General features: G+C 63.9%; 23 protein-coding genes and 1 tRNA gene. 12 read left to right on the top strand and 12 right to left on the bottom strand.

The features are described from left to right. Nucleotides 1-3: 3 nt before the first annotated feature. On the bottom strand, nucleotides 4-888 hold the full coding sequence (locus HG250_RS06415) for an HTD2 family dehydratase (RefSeq protein ID WP_170003866.1): 885 nt from the start codon (nucleotides 886-888) through the stop codon (nucleotides 4-6). Nucleotides 889-1,029: 141 nt separating this feature from the next. Here HG250_RS06415 and HG250_RS06410 point away from each other — a divergent pair, with 141 nt between their 5' ends. The 6 genes from HG250_RS06410 (at nucleotide 1,030) to HG250_RS06385 (ending at nucleotide 9,483) form a co-directional block, all read left to right on the top strand. Beyond that, nucleotides 1,030-2,136 carry an S-(hydroxymethyl)glutathione dehydrogenase/class III alcohol dehydrogenase gene (locus tag HG250_RS06410; protein ID WP_170003864.1) on the top strand — a complete coding sequence of 369 codons (1,107 nt, stop codon included), beginning with the start codon at nucleotides 1,030-1,032 and terminating at the stop codon, nucleotides 2,134-2,136. 68 nt (nucleotides 2,137-2,204) lie between these two features. Beyond that, nucleotides 2,205-3,725 (top strand): glycerol-3-phosphate dehydrogenase, encoded by a 1,521-nt coding sequence (gene glpD / locus HG250_RS06405; protein ID WP_170003862.1) that lies wholly within the window; start codon nucleotides 2,205-2,207, stop codon nucleotides 3,723-3,725. Between the two features lie 78 nt (nucleotides 3,726-3,803). Continuing rightward, complete coding sequence (gene putA / locus HG250_RS06400) at nucleotides 3,804-6,947, top strand: bifunctional proline dehydrogenase/L-glutamate gamma-semialdehyde dehydrogenase PutA (RefSeq protein WP_170003860.1); 3,144 nt, start codon at nucleotides 3,804-3,806, stop codon at nucleotides 6,945-6,947. Between the two features lie 109 nt (nucleotides 6,948-7,056). Then, entirely contained in the window at nucleotides 7,057-7,587 is a 531-nt protein-coding gene (locus tag HG250_RS06395; protein ID WP_170003858.1) for a hypothetical protein, read from the top strand. 86 nt (nucleotides 7,588-7,673) lie between these two features. Beyond that, nucleotides 7,674-8,228, top strand: a complete 555-nt coding sequence (dcd, locus tag HG250_RS06390) for a dCTP deaminase (RefSeq protein ID WP_170003856.1) — start codon at nucleotides 7,674-7,676, stop codon at nucleotides 8,226-8,228. A 76-nt stretch (nucleotides 8,229-8,304) separates the two neighbouring features. Then, the gene (locus tag HG250_RS06385; protein ID WP_170003854.1) at nucleotides 8,305-9,483 is read left to right on the top strand and encodes a saccharopine dehydrogenase family protein; all 1,179 of its coding nucleotides are present in this window, start codon (nucleotides 8,305-8,307) and stop codon (nucleotides 9,481-9,483) included. A gap of 4 nt (nucleotides 9,484-9,487) precedes the next feature. On the opposite strand, the gene HG250_RS06380 is transcribed toward HG250_RS06385, so the two are convergent. Beyond that, nucleotides 9,488-11,566 carry a TonB-dependent receptor gene (locus HG250_RS06380; protein WP_170003852.1) on the bottom strand — a complete coding sequence of 693 codons (2,079 nt, stop codon included), beginning with the start codon at nucleotides 11,564-11,566 and terminating at the stop codon, nucleotides 9,488-9,490. A gap of 285 nt (nucleotides 11,567-11,851) precedes the next feature. Next, nucleotides 11,852-11,926 (bottom strand) — tRNA-Gly (locus HG250_RS06375). 223 nt (nucleotides 11,927-12,149) lie between these two features. Here HG250_RS06375 and HG250_RS06370 point away from each other — a divergent pair. After that, nucleotides 12,150-13,064, top strand: a complete 915-nt coding sequence (locus HG250_RS06370) for a tetratricopeptide repeat protein (RefSeq protein WP_170003973.1) — start codon at nucleotides 12,150-12,152, stop codon at nucleotides 13,062-13,064. Nucleotide 13,065: 1 nt separating this feature from the next. Further along, a complete protein-coding gene (locus tag HG250_RS06365; RefSeq protein WP_420821313.1) occupies nucleotides 13,066-13,680 on the top strand; it encodes an LON peptidase substrate-binding domain-containing protein in 615 nt (204 codons plus the stop codon). Between the two features lie 20 nt (nucleotides 13,681-13,700). Here HG250_RS06365 and HG250_RS06360 read toward each other — a convergent pair whose 3' ends face one another. From HG250_RS06360 to HG250_RS06330, 7 genes are all read right to left on the bottom strand, one after another. Further along, nucleotides 13,701-14,321 carry a MarC family protein gene (locus tag HG250_RS06360; protein WP_170003848.1) on the bottom strand — a complete coding sequence of 207 codons (621 nt, stop codon included), beginning with the start codon at nucleotides 14,319-14,321 and terminating at the stop codon, nucleotides 13,701-13,703. After that, complete coding sequence (locus tag HG250_RS06355) at nucleotides 14,321-14,956, bottom strand: hypothetical protein (protein ID WP_170003846.1); 636 nt, start codon at nucleotides 14,954-14,956, stop codon at nucleotides 14,321-14,323. Before HG250_RS06355 ends, HG250_RS06360 begins: the two co-directional genes overlap by 1 nt. Further along, on the bottom strand, nucleotides 14,953-15,849 hold the full coding sequence (folD, locus tag HG250_RS06350) for a bifunctional methylenetetrahydrofolate dehydrogenase/methenyltetrahydrofolate cyclohydrolase FolD (protein WP_170003844.1): 897 nt from the start codon (nucleotides 15,847-15,849) through the stop codon (nucleotides 14,953-14,955). The genes HG250_RS06355 and folD overlap by 4 nt, the downstream gene beginning before the upstream one ends. Further along, nucleotides 15,846-16,139 (bottom strand): YggT family protein, encoded by a 294-nt coding sequence (locus HG250_RS06345; RefSeq protein WP_170003842.1) that lies wholly within the window; start codon nucleotides 16,137-16,139, stop codon nucleotides 15,846-15,848. The genes folD and HG250_RS06345 overlap by 4 nt, the downstream gene beginning before the upstream one ends. Nucleotides 16,140-16,235: 96 nt before the next feature. Next, nucleotides 16,236-16,745 carry a hypothetical protein gene (locus HG250_RS06340; RefSeq protein ID WP_170003840.1) on the bottom strand — a complete coding sequence of 170 codons (510 nt, stop codon included), beginning with the start codon at nucleotides 16,743-16,745 and terminating at the stop codon, nucleotides 16,236-16,238. 10 nt (nucleotides 16,746-16,755) lie between these two features. Next, the gene (argB, locus tag HG250_RS06335) at nucleotides 16,756-17,655 is read right to left on the bottom strand and encodes an acetylglutamate kinase (RefSeq protein ID WP_170003838.1); all 900 of its coding nucleotides are present in this window, start codon (nucleotides 17,653-17,655) and stop codon (nucleotides 16,756-16,758) included. An 85-nt stretch (nucleotides 17,656-17,740) separates the two neighbouring features. Then, nucleotides 17,741-18,265 (bottom strand): hypothetical protein, encoded by a 525-nt coding sequence (locus HG250_RS06330; RefSeq protein WP_170003836.1) that lies wholly within the window; start codon nucleotides 18,263-18,265, stop codon nucleotides 17,741-17,743. A gap of 64 nt (nucleotides 18,266-18,329) precedes the next feature. On the opposite strand from HG250_RS06330, the gene HG250_RS06325 reads away from it, so the two are divergent. From HG250_RS06325 to HG250_RS06315, 3 genes are all read left to right on the top strand, one after another. Beyond that, a complete protein-coding gene (locus HG250_RS06325) occupies nucleotides 18,330-18,503 on the top strand; it encodes a hypothetical protein (protein WP_170003834.1) in 174 nt (57 codons plus the stop codon). A 69-nt stretch (nucleotides 18,504-18,572) separates the two neighbouring features. Continuing rightward, the gene (locus HG250_RS06320; protein WP_170003832.1) at nucleotides 18,573-19,262 is read left to right on the top strand and encodes a thermonuclease family protein; all 690 of its coding nucleotides are present in this window, start codon (nucleotides 18,573-18,575) and stop codon (nucleotides 19,260-19,262) included. A 50-nt stretch (nucleotides 19,263-19,312) separates the two neighbouring features. Then, entirely contained in the window at nucleotides 19,313-19,903 is a 591-nt protein-coding gene (locus HG250_RS06315; RefSeq protein WP_170003830.1) for a BglII/BstYI family type II restriction endonuclease, read from the top strand. Between the two features lie 6 nt (nucleotides 19,904-19,909). Here the strand turns inward: HG250_RS06315 and HG250_RS06310 are convergent, their stop codons facing one another. Both HG250_RS06310 and HG250_RS06305 read right to left on the bottom strand, forming a co-directional pair. Beyond that, complete coding sequence (locus HG250_RS06310; protein WP_170003828.1) at nucleotides 19,910-20,560, bottom strand: MT-A70 family methyltransferase; 651 nt, start codon at nucleotides 20,558-20,560, stop codon at nucleotides 19,910-19,912. Nucleotides 20,561-20,616: 56 nt separating this feature from the next. Beyond that, a complete protein-coding gene (locus tag HG250_RS06305; protein ID WP_170003826.1) occupies nucleotides 20,617-21,681 on the bottom strand; it encodes a ribonucleotide-diphosphate reductase subunit beta in 1,065 nt (354 codons plus the stop codon). Nucleotides 21,682-21,934: 253 nt separating this feature from the next. Between HG250_RS06305 and HG250_RS06300 the strand changes: the two genes are divergently transcribed. Next, a complete protein-coding gene (locus tag HG250_RS06300) occupies nucleotides 21,935-22,702 on the top strand; it encodes a hypothetical protein (RefSeq protein ID WP_170003824.1) in 768 nt (255 codons plus the stop codon). Nucleotides 22,703-22,721: the final 19 nt, after the last annotated feature.

Below are 22,721 nucleotides of genomic sequence, written 5' to 3'. Positions count from 1 at the left end.
AGGTCAGCGCAAGATCGCACTGGCCTCCATCAAGGTCCGGCCGTCCGCGCCGATCGCCCGCAATGCCGGCCCCTCATCGTCCATCCGGTGAGCGAGGTGCAGCGCCTGCCCCGCAAAGGCCGGGGACACCGCCTGACAGCGAAAGCTGGCGAGTTCGCCATGAGACGACGCAATTTTCATCAACAGGCTGGCGATCAGCGGACCATGTACGACGAGAGCGGGATAGCCTTCCGCCTCGCGCGCATAGGGCAGATCGTAATGGATGCGGTGGCTGTTGAAGGTGAGCGCCGAATAGCGGAACAGCATCACCTCATCCGGGCGGACGCTTTCGGCGATCGGCCAGCCTTCGGGCATCGGTCCTTCACCGGCAGGCAGGGGAAGCGCGCCACTCGCCGCTTCGCGGTAGACGATGGTCCGCTCCTCCTCCACCGCGACGGCGCCGCCCGCCCGGACAGTGATATCCTCGACCATGAACGCCAGCGACCCGCTGCGTCCTTTCTTCTCCTCCAGCGACCGGACATCCGTGCTGCGCTCGACCGCTGCATCCGCCCTGATCGGCGCACCGAAAATCAGCTTGCTGCCGGCCCACATGCGGCGCGGCAAGCGCGCCGCAAGATCGTCGCCCTCCCGCCGGGGATGCCCGTCCGGCCCGGTCGCGCTGAGCGATGCGCGCGGATTGCACAGGCACCAGTGAAAGCCCGGCGGCGCAGGCGCATCTTCCGCCGCTGCACCATCGGACATGCCCAACGTGCCGCGATAGCGCGCGATGGCGCCGCTGTCCGCCCGGTCACGAGCCAAGTCTGCCCCGCCCTCGCCCGCAGCCCAGCTGGCCTCGGATGCGAGCAGCTTCGCCACCTCCTTGCCTGTTTCGTCGTAATTCTGCTGCATGACCCCGCCCTGTCCGTTTCCGACCGCAACCTATCGCAGATATGCGCCGACACAAGTGTTCAGGCTGGCGGCGGTTGCGCATGGTGCCGGGCCTCCCCATTGTCTGCTCTGCAATCAGCCAAGCACCGGAGACCCCCGCCCATGAAAAGCCGCGCCGCCGTCGCCTTCGAAGCGAAAAAACCGCTGGAGATCGTCGAGATCGATGTCGAGGGGCCGAAAGCGGGCGAGGTGCTGGTGGAGATCATGGCGACCGGCATCTGCCACACCGATGCCTATACGCTGGACGGGCTGGACAGCGAGGGGCTGTTCCCCTCCATCCTCGGCCATGAGGGCGCAGGGATCATCCGCGAGGTCGGGCCGGGCGTCACCAGCGTGGCGGCAGGCGATCACGTCATCCCGCTCTACACGCCCGAATGCCGCCAGTGCAAGATGTGCCTGTCGGGAAAGACCAATCTGTGCAGCGCCATCCGCGAGACGCAAGGACGCGGCGTGATGCCCGATGGCACCAGCCGCTTTTCCTACAAGGGGCAGATGCTCCATCATTACATGGGCTGTTCGACCTTCTCGAACTTTACCGTCCTGCCGGAAATCGCCGTGGCGAAGATCCGCGACGATGCGCCGTTTGCAACCAGCTGCTACATCGGCTGCGGCGTGACGACCGGCGTGGGCGCGGTCGTCAATACCGCCGATGTGCGCCCCGGTGACAATGTCGTCGTCTTCGGCCTCGGCGGGATCGGTCTCAACGTGATCCAGGGCGCCAGGATGGCCGGTGCCGGCCGGATCGTCGGCGTGGACATCAACGGTGACAAGGAAGAATGGGGCCGTAAATTCGGCATGACCGATTTCGTGAACCCGAAGAATGTCGGCAATACGGTGGAAACATTGGTCAATATGCTGGATGGCGGCGCGGATTACAGCTTCGACTGCACCGGCAATGTCGATGTGATGCGCGACGCGCTGGAATGCTGCCACAAGGGCTGGGGCACCTCCATCGTCATCGGCGTCGCCGAAGCGGGGAAGGAAATCAGCACCCGCCCGTTCCAGCTGGTGACGGGCCGCAACTGGCGCGGCACGGCTTTCGGTGGGGCGAAGGGCCGGACCGATGTACCGAAGATCGTCGACTGGTACATGGACGGGAAGATCGCCATCGACCCCATGATCACGCATACGATGGGGCTGGAGGATATAAACCGCGCCTTCGACCTGATGCATTCGGGCGAAAGCATCCGCAGCGTCGTGATCTACTGAGCCGTTTACTCCTGCATCGCCGCCAGCTCACTCGCCAAGCGCGGTCCGCCCGCTTATAGGAGGCTACGATGCAGGATATTCTGATCATCGGCGGGGGGATCAACGGGACAGGCATCGCCCGCGACGCCGCCGGGCGCGGCCTGTCCGTCACCCTGTGCGAAAAGGACGATCTGGCACAGCACACCTCGTCCGCCAGCACCAAGTTGGTGCATGGAGGCCTACGCTATCTCGAACATTACGAATTTCGCCTGGTGCGCGAGGCCCTGGCGGAGCGCGAGGTGCTGCTGAAAGCCGCGCCGCATATCATCTGGCCGCTGCGCTTCGTCCTGCCGCATGACAGGGGACTGCGCCCCGCATGGATGCTGCGGGCGGGCCTGTTCCTCTACGACCGGCTCGGCGGCACGCGCACCCTGCCCGCCAGCCACGGCGTGGACCTCACGGATGCGCCGCATCGCTCCATCCTGCAGGACCGGCTGCGGCGCGGCTTCGAATATTCCGACTGCTGGGTGGAGGATTCGCGCCTGACGGTGCTGTGCGCTGTCGATGCGCGGGAACGCGGTGCCGAGGTGCTGACCCGCACGATGTGCACGGCGCTGGAGCGGCAGGCGGATCATTGGGTGGCGACCCTGCGCAGCGCCGATGGAGCGACCCGAAGCGTGAAAGCGCGGGCGGTGGTCAATGCCGCTGGCCCCTGGGTCGACGACGTCGCCCGCATGGGGTTGGGCGCGCGAGCCAGGCCTCATGTCCGCCTGGTGAAGGGCAGCCATATCATCGTGCCCCGCTGGTACGATGGCCCGCATTGCTACATCTTCCAGAATGGCGACGGACGCATCGTCTTTGCCATACCATATGAGCGCGACTACACGCTGATCGGAACCACGGACCAGCTGTTCGACGGGAATCGCGACGACGTGCGAATCAGCGAGCAGGAGCGCGATTACCTCTGCCGTGCCGCCAGCGAATATTTCCGCAGCCATGTGACGCCCGGCGACGTGGTTTCAACCTATGCCGGTGTCCGCCCGCTTTACGAAGACAATGCGAAGAGCAATGCGGCCGTGACCCGCGACTATGTCTTCGAACTCGATACGGGAGACACTGCGGATCGTCACGCGGCGCCCCTGCTCTCGATTTACGGCGGGAAGATCACCACCTTCCGCAAGCTTGCCGAACACGGGCTCGACCGGCTGGCGAAGCATCTGCCGATGGGTCCGGCATGGACGCGCGATGCCCATCTGCCCGGCGGCGATATCGCTGACGCCGATTTCGACGGTTTTCTCTGGCCGCTGGGAGAACGCTATTCTTTCCTCGCCCCCGAAACGCTGCTGCGGCTTGCCCGGGCCTATGGCACGCGCATCCACGAAGTGCTGGGTGGTGCCCGCTCGCATGGCGATCTCGGCGAGCATTTCGGTCACGGCGTCTTCGAGGCAGAGCTTCGTTACCTGATGGACGAGGAATTCGCCGATACGGGCGAGGACGTTCTGTGGCGGCGCTCAAAGCTCGGCCTGCATCTGGATGACCACGCCTGTGCGCGGATCACGAAGTGGTACGCCGCCCGCTCGTCGCATCCGGCCCCCGCTCTCGCCCGATAGCGCGACTTCGCTTGAAAGCGCCGTTCGGGACGTCCACATCGCTGCGATTACCGCGACTCCATCCGACAATGAGGCACAATGACCGCACCCCGCAACCTCGACCGCATGAAGCTCCGCAAGGCCTACCGGCAGGAAGAGAACGCCTGTGTCGCCGAACGGATGCGTCAGGCAGCGCCCGCGACGGCCCTGCATGACGATGCCGCGGCCATTGCCGCCCGGCTGATCCAGGGGGCGCGGCGGCGCAAGGCCAGCGGCATCGATGCCTTCCTGCAACAATATGGCCTCGGCACCCATGAAGGCATCGCCCTGATGTGCCTTGCCGAAGCGCTGCTGCGTGTGCCCGATGCCCGCACCGCCGATGCGCTGATCAAGGACAAGATCGGCGATATCGCCTGGGTGGAGCACGTGGGTGCCAGCGATTCCACTTTCGTCAACGCCGCGACTTTCTCGCTGATGCTGACGGGCGAGGTTCTCGACCGGCCCGACGAAACGCAGCGCGGCATGGGCAAGGTGCTGAAGCGGACCATCGGCCGCCTTGGCGAACCCGTCATCCGGCAGGCGACATTGCAGGCGATGCGGATCCTCGGCGGGCAATTCGTCTATGGCCGCACCATCCAGGAATCGCTGAAGCGCGCCGTGCCCGAACGCCGCGACGGGCTGACCCACAGTTTCGACATGCTGGGCGAAGGCGCGATGACCATGGCCGATGCCGAACGCTATCGCATCTCCTATGCCGAGGCGCTCGACCGGCTGGCGGCAGAGGCGGACGGCACGGTGGAGGGGTCGCCCGGTATCTCGGTCAAGCTGTCGGCGCTCTATCCCAAATATGATTTCTTCCATGCCGAAGCGGCCCGCGCCTTCCTGGTGCCGGTGATACGGGGTCTGGCGGTGAAGGCGCGTGATGCCAATATCCACTTCACCATCGATGCGGAGGAGGCCGAGCGGCTGGAAGTCAGCCTCGATATCATCGAGGAACTGGCGACGGACGATGCGCTGTTCCGCCGCGCCGATGACAGCGACTGGAACGGTTTCGGCCTCGCCATTCAGGCCTATCAGAAACGCGCGGTGCCGCTGTGCGACTGGACCGCTGCGCTGGCCCGCAGGTTCGGACGCAAGTTCTTCGTCCGGCTGGTCAAGGGCGCTTATTGGGATACGGAGATCAAGCTGGCGCAGGTCGGCGGCCTGTCCGATTACCCGGTCTTCACCCGCAAGCTGGGAACGGACATTTCCTACCTCGCCTGCGCCGCAAGGCTGCTGGCCGCGAATGATGCCATTCATCCGGCATTCGCCACCCACAACGCCTACACCATCGCTGCGATCAAGGCCTTGGCGGCGAGCGGCGGGCATGGGCAGGATTTCGAATTCCAGCGTCTCCACGGCATGGGCGAGGAAGTCTATGCCGAATTGCGCGATCTGGAACGCGCGCGCGGGCACCGGGCCACGCCGGTCCGCATCTATGCGCCCACCGGCGGGCACAAGGACCTGCTGGCCTATCTGGTTCGCCGCCTGCTGGAAAACGGCGCAAATTCGTCCTTCGTCAACCGGATGGCCGATGCGAATGTGCCGGTTTCGGACTTGACGAGCGACCCGGTTTCCGACATGCAGGCGCTGGAGGACTATCGCAATCCGCGCATCCCCCTGCCTGCGGAGATCTTTCCGGGGCGCGTCAACAGCCTCGGCATTGATCTGTCCGACCCGCTGGTGCGCGAGCCGCTGCTGCAGCGTCTGGACGCCTTGCGGAGCCGCAAATGGCATGCCGAACCCACCTTCCGCAGCGACGATGAAGGCGAGGTCGCGCCGATCACCAAGCCGCAGGATTTGAGCATCGAGATCGGCACCCGCCGCGATGCCCTGCAGGTGGAGGTAAGCGAAGGCATCGCCCGCGCCGTGGCGATCCAGCCGGGCTGGAACCGTCTGGGCGGCGAAAAACGCGCCTTGCTGCTGGAAGCGGCGGCGGATGAATTCGAGGCCCATGCGGACGAATTCCTGTCGCTGTGCCAGCGCGAGGCCGGCAAGACGCTGGCCGACGCCGTGCTGGAACTGCGCGAGGCGGTCGATTTCCTGCGCTATTATGCCGTGGAAGCGCGGCGGCTGTTCAGCGGATCGTTCCCCCTGCCCGGCCCCACGGGCGAGGAAAACCGCCTGTCCTATGCCGGGCGCGGCGTCTTCGTCACCATCAGCCCGTGGAATTTCCCGCTCGCCATCTTCATCGGCCCCGCTGCGGCTGCGCTTGCCGCCGGCAATACGGTGGTGGCGAAGCCTGCGGAACAGACCCCGCTGATCGCCGCTCTGGCGGTGGAACTGTGCCACAAGGCGGGCATTCCGGAGGAGGTTTTCCAGTTGATGCCGGGTGCGGGCGATGTGGGCGAATGGCTGACCGCCGATCCGCGTCTGGCGGGCGTCGCCTTCACCGGGTCGACCGACACGGCGCGGATCATCAACCGGGTGCTGGCCGCGCGCGAAGGGCCGATCGCCACCTTCATCGCCGAAACCGGCGGTCAGAACGCGATGATCGTCGACAGCTCCGCCCTCCCCGAACAGGTGACACGCGATATCGTCGCCAGCGCTTTCCAGAGCGCGGGCCAGCGCTGTTCGGCGCTGCGGATGCTGTATCTGCAGGACGACATTGCCGATGATGTAATTGAAATGATCCGCGGCGCTTTCGAGGTTCTGGACATCGGCAATCCGGCGGAACTTTCCACCGATGTCGGCCCGGTCATCGACCAGGACGCGCAGGCGGCGCTGGAGAGGCATGTCGCACGGCGCGGCAAGGCCGGGCGGACCGTGTGGCGGCGTGAATTGCCGGCCGACACCGCCGCCGGCTGCTATGTCGCCCCCACCATCATCGAGATCGGCTCGATCCTCGATCTGAAGCGGGAGAATTTCGGGCCGGTGCTGCATGTCGCCAGGTTCAAAAGCGACGATCTCGGCAAGGTGATCGATGACATCAACGCGACAGGCTATGGCCTGACGCTGGGCTTGCACAGCCGGATCGAATCCACGCGCCGCTTCATCGAACAGCGCGCGAAAGTCGGCAATTTCTACGTCAACCGGAACCAGATCGGGGCGGTGGTCGAAAGCCAGCCTTTCGGCGGCGAGGGGCTGTCCGGCACCGGGCCGAAGGCGGGCGGCCCGAATTACGTCGCCCGTTTCGCGACGGAACGGGTGGTCTGCATCGACACCACGGCGGCGGGCGGCAACGCGTCGCTGCTGTCGGGTTGATCGATTGCGATCGGGGCGAAAATCGGTGCTTGCCGGAGCGGGGCACGACGTCGCGGTCCGCAGCCCATTTTCACCGTGCATTCATGCAGGAAGGGATTAACACGCTGCCATGAAACGTTTTCTCGCGCTGCTCGCGTCCCTGTCCGTCCTGCTGTGGTCCGGCCCCGCCGCGGCAGAGGTTCTGCTCAGCTTCCACAGCTTCAACGGATCGGTGCTGTTCGGACGCTACCCGCACACTTTCGTGGTGCTGGAAGGGACGCTGGACGAAACCGGTGAAACCGTGTCGGAAAATTACGGCTTCACGGCCAAGAGCGCCAGCATCGCGGTGCTGAACGGCCCCGTCTATCACGATGTCATGGTGGAAGAACCGAAATATGTCCGCAAGACCAACCGGCATTTCACCGTACCGATCAGCGACGAACAATATCACCAGATCGTGGCGGAAATGGTGAAATGGCGCGATGCGCCGGGCAAATATTACGATCTCGACACGCGCAACTGCATCCATTTCGTGGGCCGTATGGCGCAGATCGCCGGGCTGGAGGTCGACTATCCGAAGGACATGCTGCGCCGACCGAAGAAATGGCTGAACCACATCACCACGCTCAATCCCCAGCTCGGCGCTGAACAGGTGGATTGAGAGCTCTGGCCTGATATCGCTTCGGCAAGGGGGATAAGAGCGCCCGCGCCCTTGTGCGCCGCCCCGCCGACGCCGAGACTACCTTCATGGCGATTCTCAGCGACAAATGGATTCGGATCCAGGCCACGGAGCACGGGATGATCGAACCCTTCGTGGAAGCGCAGCGGCGCGAGGGCTGTATCTCCTACGGCCTCAGTTCCTATGGCTATGACGCGCGGGTGGCGGAGGATTTCAAGATCTTCACCAATGTCGATTCCGCCATCGTCGACCCCAAGGATTTCGCCGCCAACAGCTTCGTCGACCGGCGCACCGATGTCTGCGTCATCCCGCCCAACAGTTTCGCGCTGGCCCGCACGGTCGAATATTTCCGCGTGCCCGACGATGTGCTGGTCATCTGCCTTGGCAAGAGCACCTATGCGCGCTGCGGCATCATCGTGAACGTGACCCCCCTGGAACCCGGCTGGGAAGGCCATGTGACGCTGGAATTTTCCAATACGACCCCGCTGCCCGCCCGCATCTATGCCAATGAAGGGGCGTGCCAGTTCCTGTTCCTGAAGGGGAACGAACGCTGCGAGACGACCTATGCCGACCGGGCGGGCAAATATATGGGCCAGCGCGGAGTGACCCTGCCCCGGCTCTGAACAGCGGGCTTCACGAACGACACTTTGACAGGCCGCGCCCGCTGCATCATCCTGCCTCGAAACAGGAGCACAAAGCATGGCAGAGACACGCATATTCGACATCGTGGTCTATGGCGCCACCGGCTATACCGGCAGGCTGGTCGCGGAATATCTGGCCACGCATTATGCCGGACGCGGCGATGCGCCCCGCTGGGCCATGGCCGGCCGCAACAGGGCGAAGCTGGAAGAGGTGCGCTCGCTGATCGGGGCGCCGGAGGATACGCCGCTGGTCGTCGCCGATGCCGGGGACACCGCCTCGCTGCGCGCCATGTGCGAAGATACGCGCGTCGTCATCACGACCGTCGGCCCTTACACGCTCCATGGCGAACCTCTGGTGGCCGCCTGCGTGGCGGCGGGCACCGATTATGCCGATCTGTCGGGCGAACCGGCCTGGATGCGGCAGATGATCGACCGCTACGAGGCGCAGGCAAAGCGGAGCGGCGCGCGCATCTGCTTCTCCTCGGGCTTCGATTCCATCCCCTTCGATCTTGGCGTGCTGATGCTGCAGAAAGAAGCGATGAAGCGCTTCGGCCGGCCCGCGCCGCGAGTGAAGGGCCGCGTGCGGGAAATGAAGGGCACTTTCTCCGGCGGGACCGCGGCCAGCATGAAGGCGACCATGCGGGCGATCGCCAGGGAACCGTCGCTGATGAAGATCATGACCAGCCCTTTCGGCCTGACGCCGGGTTTCACCGGCCCCGATCAGCCGAACGGAATGATCCCGCAATATGACGATGAGCTGAAAAGCTGGGCCGCCCCCTTCGTCATGGCGCCGATCAACACCAAGAATGTGCACCGCACGAACTTCCTGCGCGGCCACCCCTATGGCGAGGATTTCCGCTATGACGAGATGGTCCTCACCAGCCCCGGCGAGATGGGCAGGAAGGCGGCTCAGGGCCTCGCCAGCATGGTCAAGGCACCCTTCGGCGACGGCGGACCCAAGCCCGGCGAGGGACCGAGCGCCGAAGAACGGATGAACGGCCATTACGATGTGCTGTTCGTGGGCGAGATGCCGGATGGCGCGCGCATCCGTTATGGCGTGAAGGGCCGCTACGATCCGGGCTACGGTTCGACCAGCCGGATGATCGCGGAAACCGGCATTGCCTTGCTACATAGCGATGCGCCGGGCGGCATCGGCACGCCGGGATCGCTGCTGGGCGAAGCGCTGGTCGCCCGGCTGCGCGAACATGCCGAACTGACCTTCGCCGTGGAGGACTGAGGCGTCAGAAGCTGCTCTGCAGCGTCAGCCTGAAATTGCGGCCCGTCAGCGGAACGAAATCTTTCGTGAAGCTGGCATGGCGGCGGCCCTCAGCATCGAAGATGTTCTTCACCTGCGCCAGCAGGGTGACATTGTCCTGGCCCCGCAGCGGCTTCCAGGCCAGCGAGGCGTTGACGAAGGTGAAATCGTCCGTTGGCGTCTCGAACGCTGCGGTGCGGTTCTGCTCGCCATTATATTGCACCTCGACGCGCCCGTCGAAACGCGCGGTATTCGCTTCCAGCGCACCAAGCAGACTGAAGGGTGGAATACGCGGCAGCGGTGAACCGTCATCCAGTTCGGCCCGGATGTAGTCGCCGCGCAGATCGGCCGTCAGCTGGAGCCCGTCCCGCTCTATCAGCGGGATCTGCACTTCCCCCTCTATGCCGGAATAGGTCGCGTCACGTTGCAGATATTGGAATACGGGCAGATCGTCTTCCTCCAGCCCCGTGTCCGCCAGATAGATGTAATCGTCGAACCAGCTGCGGAAAATGGCGACGCTCACCTGCGCATCGCCGATCAGCCCGCGCATGAAACCTTCAAGGCCAAGCGCGCTTTCGGTGGACAGGTCCACATCGCCGATCTCGAAGGCCTGCGTCGCAATATGCGGGCCGTTCGAGAACAGTTCCTCCGCGCTCGGCGCCCGCTCCGCGCGGCTGGCGTTGATACCGAAGCGCAGGCCCGCATCGGTTTCGCGCACCACGCCGACCGCGCCGGACAGGCCATCGAAGTGACGCTGAATGCCGAGCGGGGCGGATTCGACATCCGTGCTTTCATAGCGACCGGCAAATTCCAGCTGCACCGGGCCGAGCGCCACTTCCTGCAGGCCGAACAGCGCATATTGGTCGGTGCGATTGCGCGGAACATAAGCTTCGGCACCGAAGGCGTCGAAATCGCGGAAATAATACTGGAAGCCGAGCGAACCGTTCCAACTGTCCCGGGCGCGCTGGACCAGTTCAGCGCGCGTTTCGATACCCTGAACTTCGAAAACCGTGCCGATCTCGGCGCCTTCGAACTCCGTATGGGAATAATCGCTGTAACCCGCACGGGTCTTCAGTTCGGAAAAGAACCCATCCCCCATATCGAGGCTGCCGCGAAAATCGGCGCGATACTGGCGCAGACCGATGGAGACCTGCTCGCCTTCACCATCATCGGCCCCGGGCGCATCGGCCTCTTCTTCCCCATGGGCGTGGCCGGTGCCCGGTCTGCCGGGAACGCCGTAATTCGTGTCATAGATGCCGATCGACGCGCCGAGATTGCTGCCGCCTGCGAACAGGGCAAAGCCTGCATTGGCGCTCCAGGTTTCGGTGGCGCTGCTGGGCAAGACACCGCGCTGCGCTGCCGCTTCGCGCAGTTCTTCCGCCTCTTCGGGCTCCTCCGCCTGTTCGGCGGCAGCCTCTGCCAGCAGCTGCGCCCGCAATTGCGGCGCGACGGTGAAGCCGGGAACTTCCAGATCGTCGGTCTGGCTATACGATCCGTCGATATGAAATGCAAAATTCTCGCCTGCGGGGAGATCGACCGATACGCCGCCCTGGCGCAGATCAGCCGCCGTATCGAGGGCGGCAATCGCATCGACATGAACGGCCTCGTTCGGCATGCGGAGCGGGATGCGCTTGTCGATGACGTTGACCGCGCCGCCGATGGCCTGGCTGCCATACAGCAATGTCGCCGGACCGCGCAGCACCTCGATCCGCTCCGCCGTCAGCGGGTCGATGGAGACGGCATGATCGGCGGAGGTGTTCGACACGTCGAGATTGCCCAGCCCATCGACCAGCACCTTCACGCGCTCACCCGAAAATCCGCGCAGCACGGGGCGCGAGGCACCGGGGGAGAAGCCGCTGGCAGATACGCCGGGGATGCTGACCAGCACTTCGCCCAGCTGGCCGTTCATGTTGCGAAGCAATTCGGCGCCTTCGACCACCGTCGTACCCGCCAGCACGTCGAGCTGCGTGATCCCCGCAGCGGTCACGACGATCTCGTTCGCCGGACCGATGCGCCGGTCGTGAAGATCGTCTGCCGGATATTCGTCCGGGACCGTGGTTTGCATGCTGACAGTGAGCGCGTCGGCGTCGTCCGCATCCTGCGCATGGGCCGGCACAATGAACGCAAGAGACAGGGCAGTGCCACAAAGGAACGTGGAAATGCCGGGTCGAACCGTGGAATGAGACTTTATCACATCTCTCCACTAGAGAAGGTGGCGGCCCTTGCAAGACCATTTCGGCCACCGGGTGCAATTAAGCGAGGGGAAGGCAAAGATGGCGCATCAGGCACAAAGCCGTGCCGTCCGACAGGGCAGGTGGTAGCCCGAAAGGCCGAGATGACATGGAGGAAATGGAGCGGGCGAGGCGATTCGAACGCCCGACCCCAACCTTGGCAAGGTTGTGCTCTACCCCTGAGCTACGCCCGCTCACTGACGCTCCCGGTATCACGGCGATTGCCGCAGCCCGGTGGGGAAGCGGCCGATTAGCAGCGCCTCCGCGATGCGGCAAGCGAATTTTGCGGGGAATTGTCAGGAAGCTGCAAATGGGTGGCGGACGCTGCTTTGCTCTTCACAATCCGGCGCAAATACCCACATGCGTGCGAACGACATTTCTGAGAAGCAGCAGCAACGGGAGTACGCCTTGGCGAGCATGGGCCTGAATATCGACGAACAGAAAGCCGTGGACCGGTTCAAGAAGGACGTCGTCGATCCCTCGATGAACAGTCTGGTGATCCTCGACTTCTGGGCGGAATGGTGCGGGCCGTGCAAGGCGCTGACCCCGGTTCTGGAAAAGGTCGCGGCCGAATATGCCGACAAGGGCGTCGTCCTTCGCAAGCTGAATGTCGATGAGGAACAGTTCATCGCCAGCCAGTTCCAGGTGAAGTCGATCCCCACCGTCTATGCGATGTTCCAGGGCCAGCCGGTTGCCGATCTGACGCAGGCGCGCACCGAATCGCAATTGAAGCAGACGCTCGACCAGATCCTCGCGCAATTGCCGATCGAAGGCGGCGGGCCGCAGCAGGATGGCGGCCAGCAGCAGGACGTGACGCAGTTCGTCACCATGGGCGAGGAGGTGCTGGCCTCCGGCGACGCGGAACGTGCGGCGGGTATCTTCGGGCAGGTCACGCAGATGGCGCCGGACAATGCCGCCGCCCATGCGGGCCTCGTCCGCGCATTGGTGGCTGCTGGCCGGGTGCCGGAAGCCGAACTGGCCATCGCCGCCGTGCCCGACACCCTGTCCGACGACCCGCTGATCGCGCAGGCGCGGACAGCGCTCTCGCTGGCGGGCACGCAGGTGGATGACGGGGAGTTGCAGGCGCTGCGACAGGCCGCAGCGGAACGGCCCGCCGACAATGATGCGCAGATGGCCTTTGCAGAAGCCGCCTTCGCTGCGGGAGACCGCGACGATGCGGCCGATGCGCTCCTCGGTGTGGTCGAGCGTGACCCCGAATGGAACGAGGGCGCAGCGCGCGCCAAGCTGTTGCAGTTCTTCGAAGCAACCGGGCTTGAAGACCCTTGGGCGGTCGCAACCCGGCGCAGGCTGTCGCGCCTGCTGTTCGGATAGGATATTGGCCCGCCGCCTCTCCATCTTCCCGCTGACGGGCGCGATCCTGTTCCCCGATCTGCAGATGCCGCTGCATATCTTCGAGCCGCGCTACCGTGCGCTGGTCAGCGACGCCCTGGCGCGCGACCGGCGGATCGCCATGATCCAGCCGCGTGGCGGCGGCGACAATGCCCGGCTGTTCGACATCGGCTGCGTCGGCCGGATCGGAGATGTCGAGGCGCTGGACGATGGCCGCTTCAATGTGGTGCTGGAGGGCGAACAACGATTTCGCCTGATCCGCGAGTTGGAGGTGACGACAGCGTTCCGCCAGGTCGAGGCGGAATTGATCGAGGACAGCGGAGAGGAAACGCTGAGCAGCGTGGAACGTGCGGGTTTCGAGCAGGAGGCCCGCCGCTTCGCCGATGCGCAGGGTTACAGCGTGGACTGGGATTCGGTCGAGCGGCTGGACGATGCTTCGCTGATCAACGGTGTTTCGCAGATCGCCCCCTTCGATGCCGCCGCCAAGCAGGCCTTGCTGGAAGCGGATGACCTGTCGCAGCGCTGCGAGTTGCTGGTGCAGCTGATGCAGTTCTTCGCCCGCCGCGATGGCGACAGCGACCGGGTGACCCTGCAGTAAGAACCGCCCGCATTACGCGGTCAGATATCGAAGCTGGCCCGCAACCCGTCGATCACATATTGTGCGGCCAATGCGGCCAGCAGGACGCCCAGCAGGCGAGTGATCGCCGCTTCCACCTTGTCGCCCAGCAGCCGCATCAACGGCCCTGCCGCGATCAACGCCGCCAGCGTCAGCACCAGCACCAGCGCAAGCGCACCCAGCACGACTACCGTCGCCAGCGGATCGCTGTCGGAACTGGTCAGCAGCATGATGGTGGCGATCGCGCCGGGCCCGGCCAGCATCGGCATCGCCATGGGGAAGACGGAGACGTCCTCCACCTCGTCCGCCAGCACCTGTTCCGCCCGCTCCTCGCGCCGCTGCGTGCGTTTTTCGAACACCATCTCCAGCGCAATGACGAACAGCATGATCCCGCCTGCGATGCGGAAGGAATCGAGCTCGATATGCAAGGCGTTCAGCAATTCCTCGCCGAACAGCGCGAAAAGGACGAGGATGATCGCGGCGATGCCGACGGCGCGGGTCGCCATGTTGCGGCGCTGCTGCGTCGTCGCATCGGCGGTCAGGCCCGCATAGATCGGCGCGCAGCCGGGCGGGTCGATGACGACGAACAGCGTAACGAAAGCCGAAATGAACAATTCGATCATCAGGGCTGCTCCGCTTTCTCGAATGTCGCACCATCCCACATTTCGACCGAGATCTTCGCGGTTCCATCGGCAGTAGCGGACGAGCGCCAGCGCAGGGTTCCGTCGCTCGATGCGCCCGCACCCGCTCCTGCAATGCGAGACGGTATCGCGGCGAGATTGTCGCAGGAGGCGACGCGCGTGGCGATGAAATCGTCCGGCTCGGCAAACGGGATTCCAATTTGGAAGAGACGCATGACCCAGCGATAATTGCCATTCGACTGGCGCTGCCACACCGTGTCGTAGGTGCCGGAACCGCCGTCTGCGCCCTGCCATTCGCCTTTCGCGACGGACAGCGTTCCGTCGCAGCTTGCCAGGATCAGGCGCGGCTGCGATCTGGCGACGCGCGGCGCGTTTGCCGCGATTTGCGCCGCTGCGACGCCCGAAGCCGCGAAATCCGTCGCACCTTCCAGCGACCCATCCTCGCGCATGGCGCGGGCCATGGCCAGTTCCGCCGCCACCACTTCACCGGGCTTGGCCACGGCACGCAAACGGTCGCGCGGATCGCCGCCCGCAGCGCAGGCGCTGAGTGCAAGCGTCGCCAGCATCGCCCCCGCCGATGCTAGAATGGCGCGACGAGTGATATCGCCCCGCCTCACAGCGCGTTTTCGGGAAGGGTCAAACCCTCGTTGCGATAGGCGGCCACCAGCGTGTTCCGCAGCAGCACCGCTATCGTCATCGGGCCCACCCCGCCCGGAACGGGGGTGATGGCAGCCGCGTGTTCCGCCGCTTCAGCGAAGGCGACATCACCGACCAGCCGGCCCTTCTCCGCACCATTTTCAGGCGGCAGGCGATTGATCCCGACATCGATGATCGTAGCGCCGGGCTTGATCCAGTCGCCCCTGATCATTTCGGGCCGGCCCACCGCTGCCACCACTATATCCGCCCCGCGCACCACATCCGCCAGATCCTTCGTGCGACTATGCGCTATGGTCACAGTCGCATTGGCGTCGAGCAGCAATTGCGCCATCGGCTTGCCGACGATGTTGGACCGTCCGACGACTACGGCACTCTTGCCCGACAGATCGCCCATCCGGTCGGTCAGCATCATCATGCAGCCGAGCGGCGTGCAGGGAACGAACCCTTCCTGTCCGACGGCGAGACGCCCGGCATTGGTGACATGGAACCCGTCCACGTCCTTGTCTGGCGAAATCGCGGCGATGATCGCCTGTTCGTCCAGCTCTCCCGGCAAGGGCAATTGCACGAGGATGCCGTCGACGGCCGGGTCGCCGTTCAGCCGCTCCAGCAGCGCCAGCAGATCGGCCTGGGCGATATCGGCGGGCAGTCGATGCTGGAAACTCGCCATGTTCGCCGCGACGGTCGCCCGCCCCTTGGCGCGCACGTAAACCTCGCTCGCCGCATCGGAGCCGACCAGAACGACCGCGAGACCCGCCTTTCGCCCCGCCTCGCTTTCAAACTCCGCGGCGACCCTGCCGATTTTGTCCCGCAGCTTTCCAGCGAATGCCTTACCGTCGATGATCTGCGCGGTCATGCCGCCGCCACGGCGACATTGCGCAGGACGATTTCCACCAGTTGCAGGATGATGATGAGAACCAGCGGGCTGAAATCGATGGCCCCCGTTCGCGGCAGGATACGCCGGATCGGCGCCAGCACCGGCTCCAGCAGCGTGTTGATCGAATTATAGACCGTGGCGGCGAACTGGTTTGACTGGTTCACGACATTGAAGGCGAACAGCAGGCCGATGACGAACTGGACGATGATCAGCATCAACAGGACGCTGGTCAGCAATTCGACGATCTGGAGCAGGGTAATCAGAAACACGGGGCGGATACCTTGATGCGAGAATGGAAAGGGCGGGCAGGTTCGGGCCGCCTTCTACAGGAGGCCGCGCCCCGCTATCAACCGCATAATCCGCTATCAGGCCGGGCTGTTCTCGCCGACGCGCTCCATGGGTTCGAGCAGGGTGCTTTCGCGGATGGTCCAGCGCAATTGTTCGGGCGTTGCGCCCGGTACGTCATCGGCGCGCACCAGCGTGATCGTTCCGCGCCGCGGGGCGCTGACGACATCCTTGTCGGCAGTTGCTCCCTCGAACAGCAAGGTGACCCGCGCCTCGCAATAGGTAGTGCCCGCCGCCCCTTCCATCCGCAGATCGCCCACTTCGAGTATCGGGTGGCCCCAGCCCTCGTGAAGTTTCCTGAGCTGACCGGCACTCACGCCCCGGCTGCTGCCCCATACCCGCGCCGCCCGGTCGAACCGCTTCGCGTCTATGGCCGCGGCATAATAGGCCAGCACGTCGCCGCAATCGCGGCTGTTCAGATCGCCCTCGCCGGCAGCGAACATCTCGCGATCCGCTGGTGCGGCAGGCGCATCCGACGCTCCGCAGGCCGGAAGAGCGGCCAGGAGGACAAGGGCTAAAGGTGACAGCACTCGCATCGTTTCAATCCGCCCTTATCAAGGTTCCCGCCCCGCGCGAGGTAAAGAATTCCAGCAGCATGGCGTGGGATACCCTGCCGTCGAGGACCACCGCCGCATCGCAGCCCGATTCCACGGCGGCGACACAGGTTTCCAGCTTGGGGATCATGCCGCCGCTGATCGTGCCGCGCTCGCTCAGGGCCGCGATGGCAGAGGGCGTGAGGTCCGTGATCAGCTCGCCTTCTGCGTCCAGCACCCCCGCCACATCGGTCAGCAGGAACAGGCGGGCCGCGCCCAGGGCTGCGGCGACCGCGCCCGCCATGGTATCGGCGTTGATATTGTACGTTTCGCCATCGTCGCCCGAACCGATCGGCGCGATGACGGGGATCATGCCCGCCGCACTCACGGTGTCGATGATCGTCGTGTCGATGCGGGTCGGTTCGCCCACGAAGCCGAGGTCGACCGCCTTCTCGATATTGCTGTCGGGGTCACGCGTCTTGCGCTCGATCCGGGTCGCGGTAACCAGATTGCCGTCCTTGCCGCTGATGCCGATGGCGGTGCCGCCCGCATTGGCGATCCAGCCGACCAATTGCTTGTTGATCGCGCCCGACAGGACCATCTCGGCAATCTCCGCCGTCTGCCGGTCGGTGACGCGCAACCCGTCGACGAAGCGGGATTCGACGCCCAGCTTCTTCAGCATGGCCCCGATCTGCGGCCCGCCGCCATGCACGACGACGGGGTTGATGCCGACCGCCTTCAGCAGCACGATATCTTCGGCGAAATCGCGCGCGGCGCCCTCGTCGCCCATGGCATGACCGCCATATTTCACGACGAACGTCCGCCCGGCATAGCGCTGGAAATAGGGCAGCGCCTCGATCAGCGTTTCCGCCTTGGCAAGAAATCTGCGATCTTCCGAATTCGCCATTGCCGCCCCTTCGCCAGCCTCGTTCCGGGCAGGACTGCCCGCCGCCCTGCCGCCTAGCGGTTGCTGCGCCTTACGGGAAGCTGCTTCACTTCATCGTCGCGACATTGCCGGCCGCGATATAGACCTGTTCGCCGGTGGCGAGGTCGTTGCTTATGCTGTCGGGCAGTTCCATCCCGTCGAGCGAGCGCACGGTGCCGGTCACGGTCACGCGGCTGCCGGGAGCGATGTCCTTCATCCCTTCGCGCGCCATGGCGGGTGTGCGCGTTTCATCGAACATCACCAGCGTTTCCGCTGTGCCGGTGCCGATGGTGAAGGCCTCGTCCCCCACCACGCGGTTGACGGCGACACCGGGCAGTTCGATCGTCCGGCCGATCATCCGGTCCACCTGCCCCAGCATGACCGCTCCCGTTTCTGCGGCAGGACCGGTATCGGGGGTAGATGGGTCGGTGAGTGGTTCCTGCATCGTGACGGGAGCATCGGCCGGCACGATATCGTCAGCGCCAGGATTCGGGTTCAGAAACCATGCGACCAGCGCGATTGCCAGCAACACGAGCAATACGACCCAAATCCATTTGGCGCGCGACGCTACGGGATCCTCTTTATCGGTCATCCATCGGCCTCCCCAATTTCAATCGCACCTTGAACGGCCGCGTGAAGTTGCGGTTCCGCTGCCAGTGTGCTGTCGGTGTGCTGTCGGCCTGCCGCTAACCCGTAGAGGGCACGAGAATGTCGAGCGTGATCCGCTGCCCCGGCGGCTGGCGCCGAGGGTGGATACCGGCCCCCGCAAGGGCTGGGCCATGCGGGGCGAGGTGATCGCGACTATCGCCGAGATGTCCACCGTCTATTGATCGCGGGGTTTCCGCTGAAGGCGCGGATAGCGAATTGCCAAGCATCCGCCGCGCTGTATGGATGCCGCGATGAGCAGGATCGTCAAGTTTCCGAAGAAACGCCGCCGCAAGGGGCGCTGGACGACTGCGCGCGACTATGGCGCGGCGAAAACCCCGCGCTTCGGCCAGTCGGGCAGGAAGGGAGGCGGACTGCTTCGCCGCATCCTGCCGCTGCTGCTGCTGGTGGCGGCGATAATTGCCTGGACGATCTGGCAGGGCGCGCGCGACCCCGACACCCTGCCGCAGCCGCCGGGCGCTCCGCCCCCGCAGGAGGAAACGGCGCTCAGCCGGTCGTCTCCTTCTGCCGGGCTCGAGGCGCAGCAGCCGGGTGCAGGCGGTTTTGCAGGGGCTTCGCCTGCCGACATTCATTCGGCAAATTTCACCCGCTGCGGCAGCGGGAAAAGGGTGAACTGCGTCGTGGACGGCGACACGATCTGGTTCGGCGGAGAGAAAATCCGCTTCGCCGCTATCGACACGCCTGAAATCAGCAGCCCCGGCTGCGCCCGCGAAGCCGAACTGGGCGAAGCGGCCACGGTGCGGATGCAGGAATTGCTGAACGAGGGGCCCTTCGCGCTGACCCTGAACCCCGGCGACGAAAACCGCGACCGCTACGGCCGCCTCCTCCGCCGCGTCAGCCGCGATGGACAGGATTTGGGCGAAGTGCTGATCGCCGAAGGCCTGTCCGACCGCTGGCCGAGTTCAATCGACTGGTGCGGGTGATGCGACGCTAAATCGCTTGGGGCTTTGACAATTTCTGGTAACGGCGGAGAATGTCAACCGAGCACCTTGTTCCTGAAGATCTGCGACAGCTTTACCACGTTAAAGAGTGGCGGAACGCGACTGGGGTCTTGCAGACGGCAGCACCCGAAGAATGGGCAGAAATCGTTCAGATACTCCGCAATTTCAGACTGCTCAGATCAGAAGTTACCACGGCTGGTGGAGCCAAGTCCCCAATTGCGGGGAGGATTGACAAGGCTTTCTACGACAAAGGTTGGGTTGAGCGGAAATTTGAAACGAAGATAGAAGTTGATGATAATTCGTACGAGACACCGACGCACAGCGTCGACTGCTTCAAAGGCAGGGTGGGTGTCGAAGTCGAATGGAACAATAAAGATCCATTCTACGACCGTGATCTCAACAATTTTCGCTTGTTGTTTGATCTCAGAGTCATGGATGTGGGCGTCATAATCACCCGATCTACCGAGTTACAGACCATATTCAAAGCGTTGGGAAAGGGCGCAAGCTATGGTGCTTCGACCACTCATCACAGCAAGTTATGGCCACGACTTGAAGGGGGAGGCGGAGGCGGCTGCCCGGTTCTGACATTCGCGATCAGACCCGCACTCTATGTGGAGGACTGAACCAGATTATTCTGCGGGAAGCGCGGCGCTGTTATACCTGTATGTATCCCACGTCGGCCTGTATTCATCGTCAGCCTGATTACCCCAAACCGTCCAGCCGTCACGTTTGCCGCGACTGAATAATTCGATACGCGGCCCCCAACTGCATTCTTCTATGATGTCATATTGTTCGTCTGGCTTTCGGCTATGCTCACGCTTGCGACTCTGTATCATATTCACCTGGCTGCGCCCGGGAGCGAGCGTTCTCGCGTTTTTGCCCCTCACTCCAAAAAGTAGAATCTCGGTCACGTTTCGGAAATAGAATCCGACGCCCCGTCCGTCCGAGCCTCCGTCCTTGCGGATCTTGTGCCACACGATGTTCGAAATGTAGCGGAACCCCCAAGCTTCCATGACTCGCAATCCATCGGGAAGCAGCGCATTGGGAACCCACATGTAGAGATGAGCCGGATCAGATGTAATGTCCTGAACCGGCAAGGCACAGATCTCTTCCAGCTTCATGGTACCATAACGGTTAAGGCGCTTGTGCTCGGGAGCTACCTTGCCAGTGCGGTTCTGGAACTGCCAGGGCGGATCGGCCAGAACTGTCCCGAACTTTGTTCCTGCCGCGGCACGAACAAGATCAAGACCGGGTGACACGAGTTTTTCATCACAGAACATAACAAGATCTTCTAACCGTTCTTGTCACGTGTCAAGCCATCCTCCCGCAAAACTGTTCACTCCGCCGCCACCGTGATGCTGTCGCCGAACAGGCCCGGTCCCTGGTCGGCGCTTTCCTCCGTGTCGTTCGCTTCGCCGCCCTTTGCCTTGCGGCGCTTGTCGAAGCTGCTCCACACGTCCTGCCAATTGCCGGTGGTTGCGCCCTTGGAATATTCGGTCGCGCGCGTTTCGAAGAAATTGGCATGTTCCACGCCGTTCAGCAGCGGGGTCAGCCACGGCAGCGGGTGGTCTTCCACCATGTAGATCGCCGGCAGGCCCAGCTGCGACAGGCGCCAGTCGGCGATGTAGCGGATGTATTTCTTGATTTCCTTCGGCGTCATGCCGGGAACCGGGCCGTCCTCGAAAGCGAGGTCGATGAAGGCATCCTCCAGCCGCACGGTCGTCTGGCAGGTGTCCATGATGTCCTGCTTCACCGATTTGGTCAGGCAGTCGCGTTCCTGGCAGAAGGCGTGGAACAGGCGGGTGATGCCTTCGCAATGCAGGCTTTCATCGCGCACCGACCAGCTGACGATCTGCCCCATGCCCTTCATCTTGTTGAAGCGCGGGAAGTTCATCAGCATCGCAAAGCTGGCGAACAGTTGCAGCCCTTCGGTGAAGCCGCCGAACATCGCCAGCGTGCGGGCGATATCCTCGTCATTGTCGACGCCGAACTGCTGCAGATAATCGTGCTTGTCCTTCATCTCCTCATATTCGAGGAACATGCCATATTCGCTTTCCGGCATGCCGATGGTGTCGAGAAGGTGGGAATAGGCGGCGATATGCACCGTTTCCATGTTGCTGAACGCCGCCAGCATCATCTTCACTTCCGTGGGCTTGAACACCCGGCCGTATTTTTCGTGGTAGCAATCCTGCACCTCGACATCGGCCTGGGTGAAGAAACGGAAGATCTGCGTCAGCAGGTTGCGTTCATGCGCGGACAGGTTCTGCGCCCAGTCGCGGCAATCCTCTCCCAGCGGCACTTCTTCGGGCATCCAGTGGATCTGCTGCTGGCGTTTCCAGAAATCGTAAGCCCACGGATATTCGAAGGGCTTGTAGGTCTTGCGGGCTTCGAGCAACGACATGTGGTGTCTCCGTGGGAAAAACGATTCTGGTACATATAGGGAATCATGGCGGCGATTCGAAGGCTGACCCTATCCTTTCGGCGGGGATAAGTCCGGCCCGATCTTTTCATTTCCGGGGTTGCAATCGGCGTATCCCGCAGCCCGCCGCGCTTTCCCATCGGCCCCGGTCGCGGAACTCAAGCACCAGCCCGCCCGTTGTCTGGGTAAAGGCGGCGTCCGCGCCGCAACCAGCATAGCGAAAAGGACGATTCCCATGGGCGAATATGAACCCGACGACAGCCGCAAGGTCACTCTCAACCCCGGCGACACGCCCGGCGAACCGCCGCGCACCGGCCCGCGCGAAGGCGAAGCGCGCGCCCGTGCCGAGGACGCCGAGCACAAGGACAGGAAGCCCGCCGCGACCAATGAGGCGGTACCGGCCCCCGGCGACGGCAAGAGGCTGCCGCAGCAGCAGCAGAAGGCGCAGCAATCGCAGTCACAGAATGGCCAGTCGCAATCGCAGGGCACCGAAAAGAAACCTGGTGGAACGCGGGAGATCAACTCGAAGCAACCTGAAGGGTCCCCCCTCGCCGGTAACCAGCCACAGGGTGCATCGGGAACGCCCGGCGACCCCCGCCCGCATTACGATCAATATGAGGTGAACCAGCCCTCCAACATCGGGCATAATGACTCTGCCGCGCCGCGGCAGCAGGTGGGCGGCACGATTGCGGATGCCGCACCCGAACAGGCCCCCGACATCTCCACTCCCGCCGAACAGGAGCAGCCCGGCGACACGGATCGCCGCCGTGCACAGGCGGAACAGCAGTCCGATGGCAAGGCCCAGACCGGCTATGGCAACAGCCGCAACGAGGATGGCGAGAGCGAGAAAGACGCCGCAGCAAAGGGAGACGGAGAGGACGAATCCGCGGACGAGGACGGCGTAGAGGCGCATGACAAGGGCAAGCCGGGGCTGACCGATACGCCAGACGGGGTGGCCCGTGCAGACGGCAACCGTGCCCTCTATGAAGGACCGGACAGCTAGATCGCCCATCAGGAGCCTG

Origin of the sequence: Pseudopontixanthobacter vadosimaris, from assembly GCF_012979275.1 — a bacterium.
In the GTDB taxonomy this organism is placed as follows: domain Bacteria; phylum Pseudomonadota; class Alphaproteobacteria; order Sphingomonadales; family Sphingomonadaceae; genus Pseudopontixanthobacter; species Pseudopontixanthobacter vadosimaris.
This window is presented reverse-complemented; position numbering and strand designations above follow the sequence as displayed.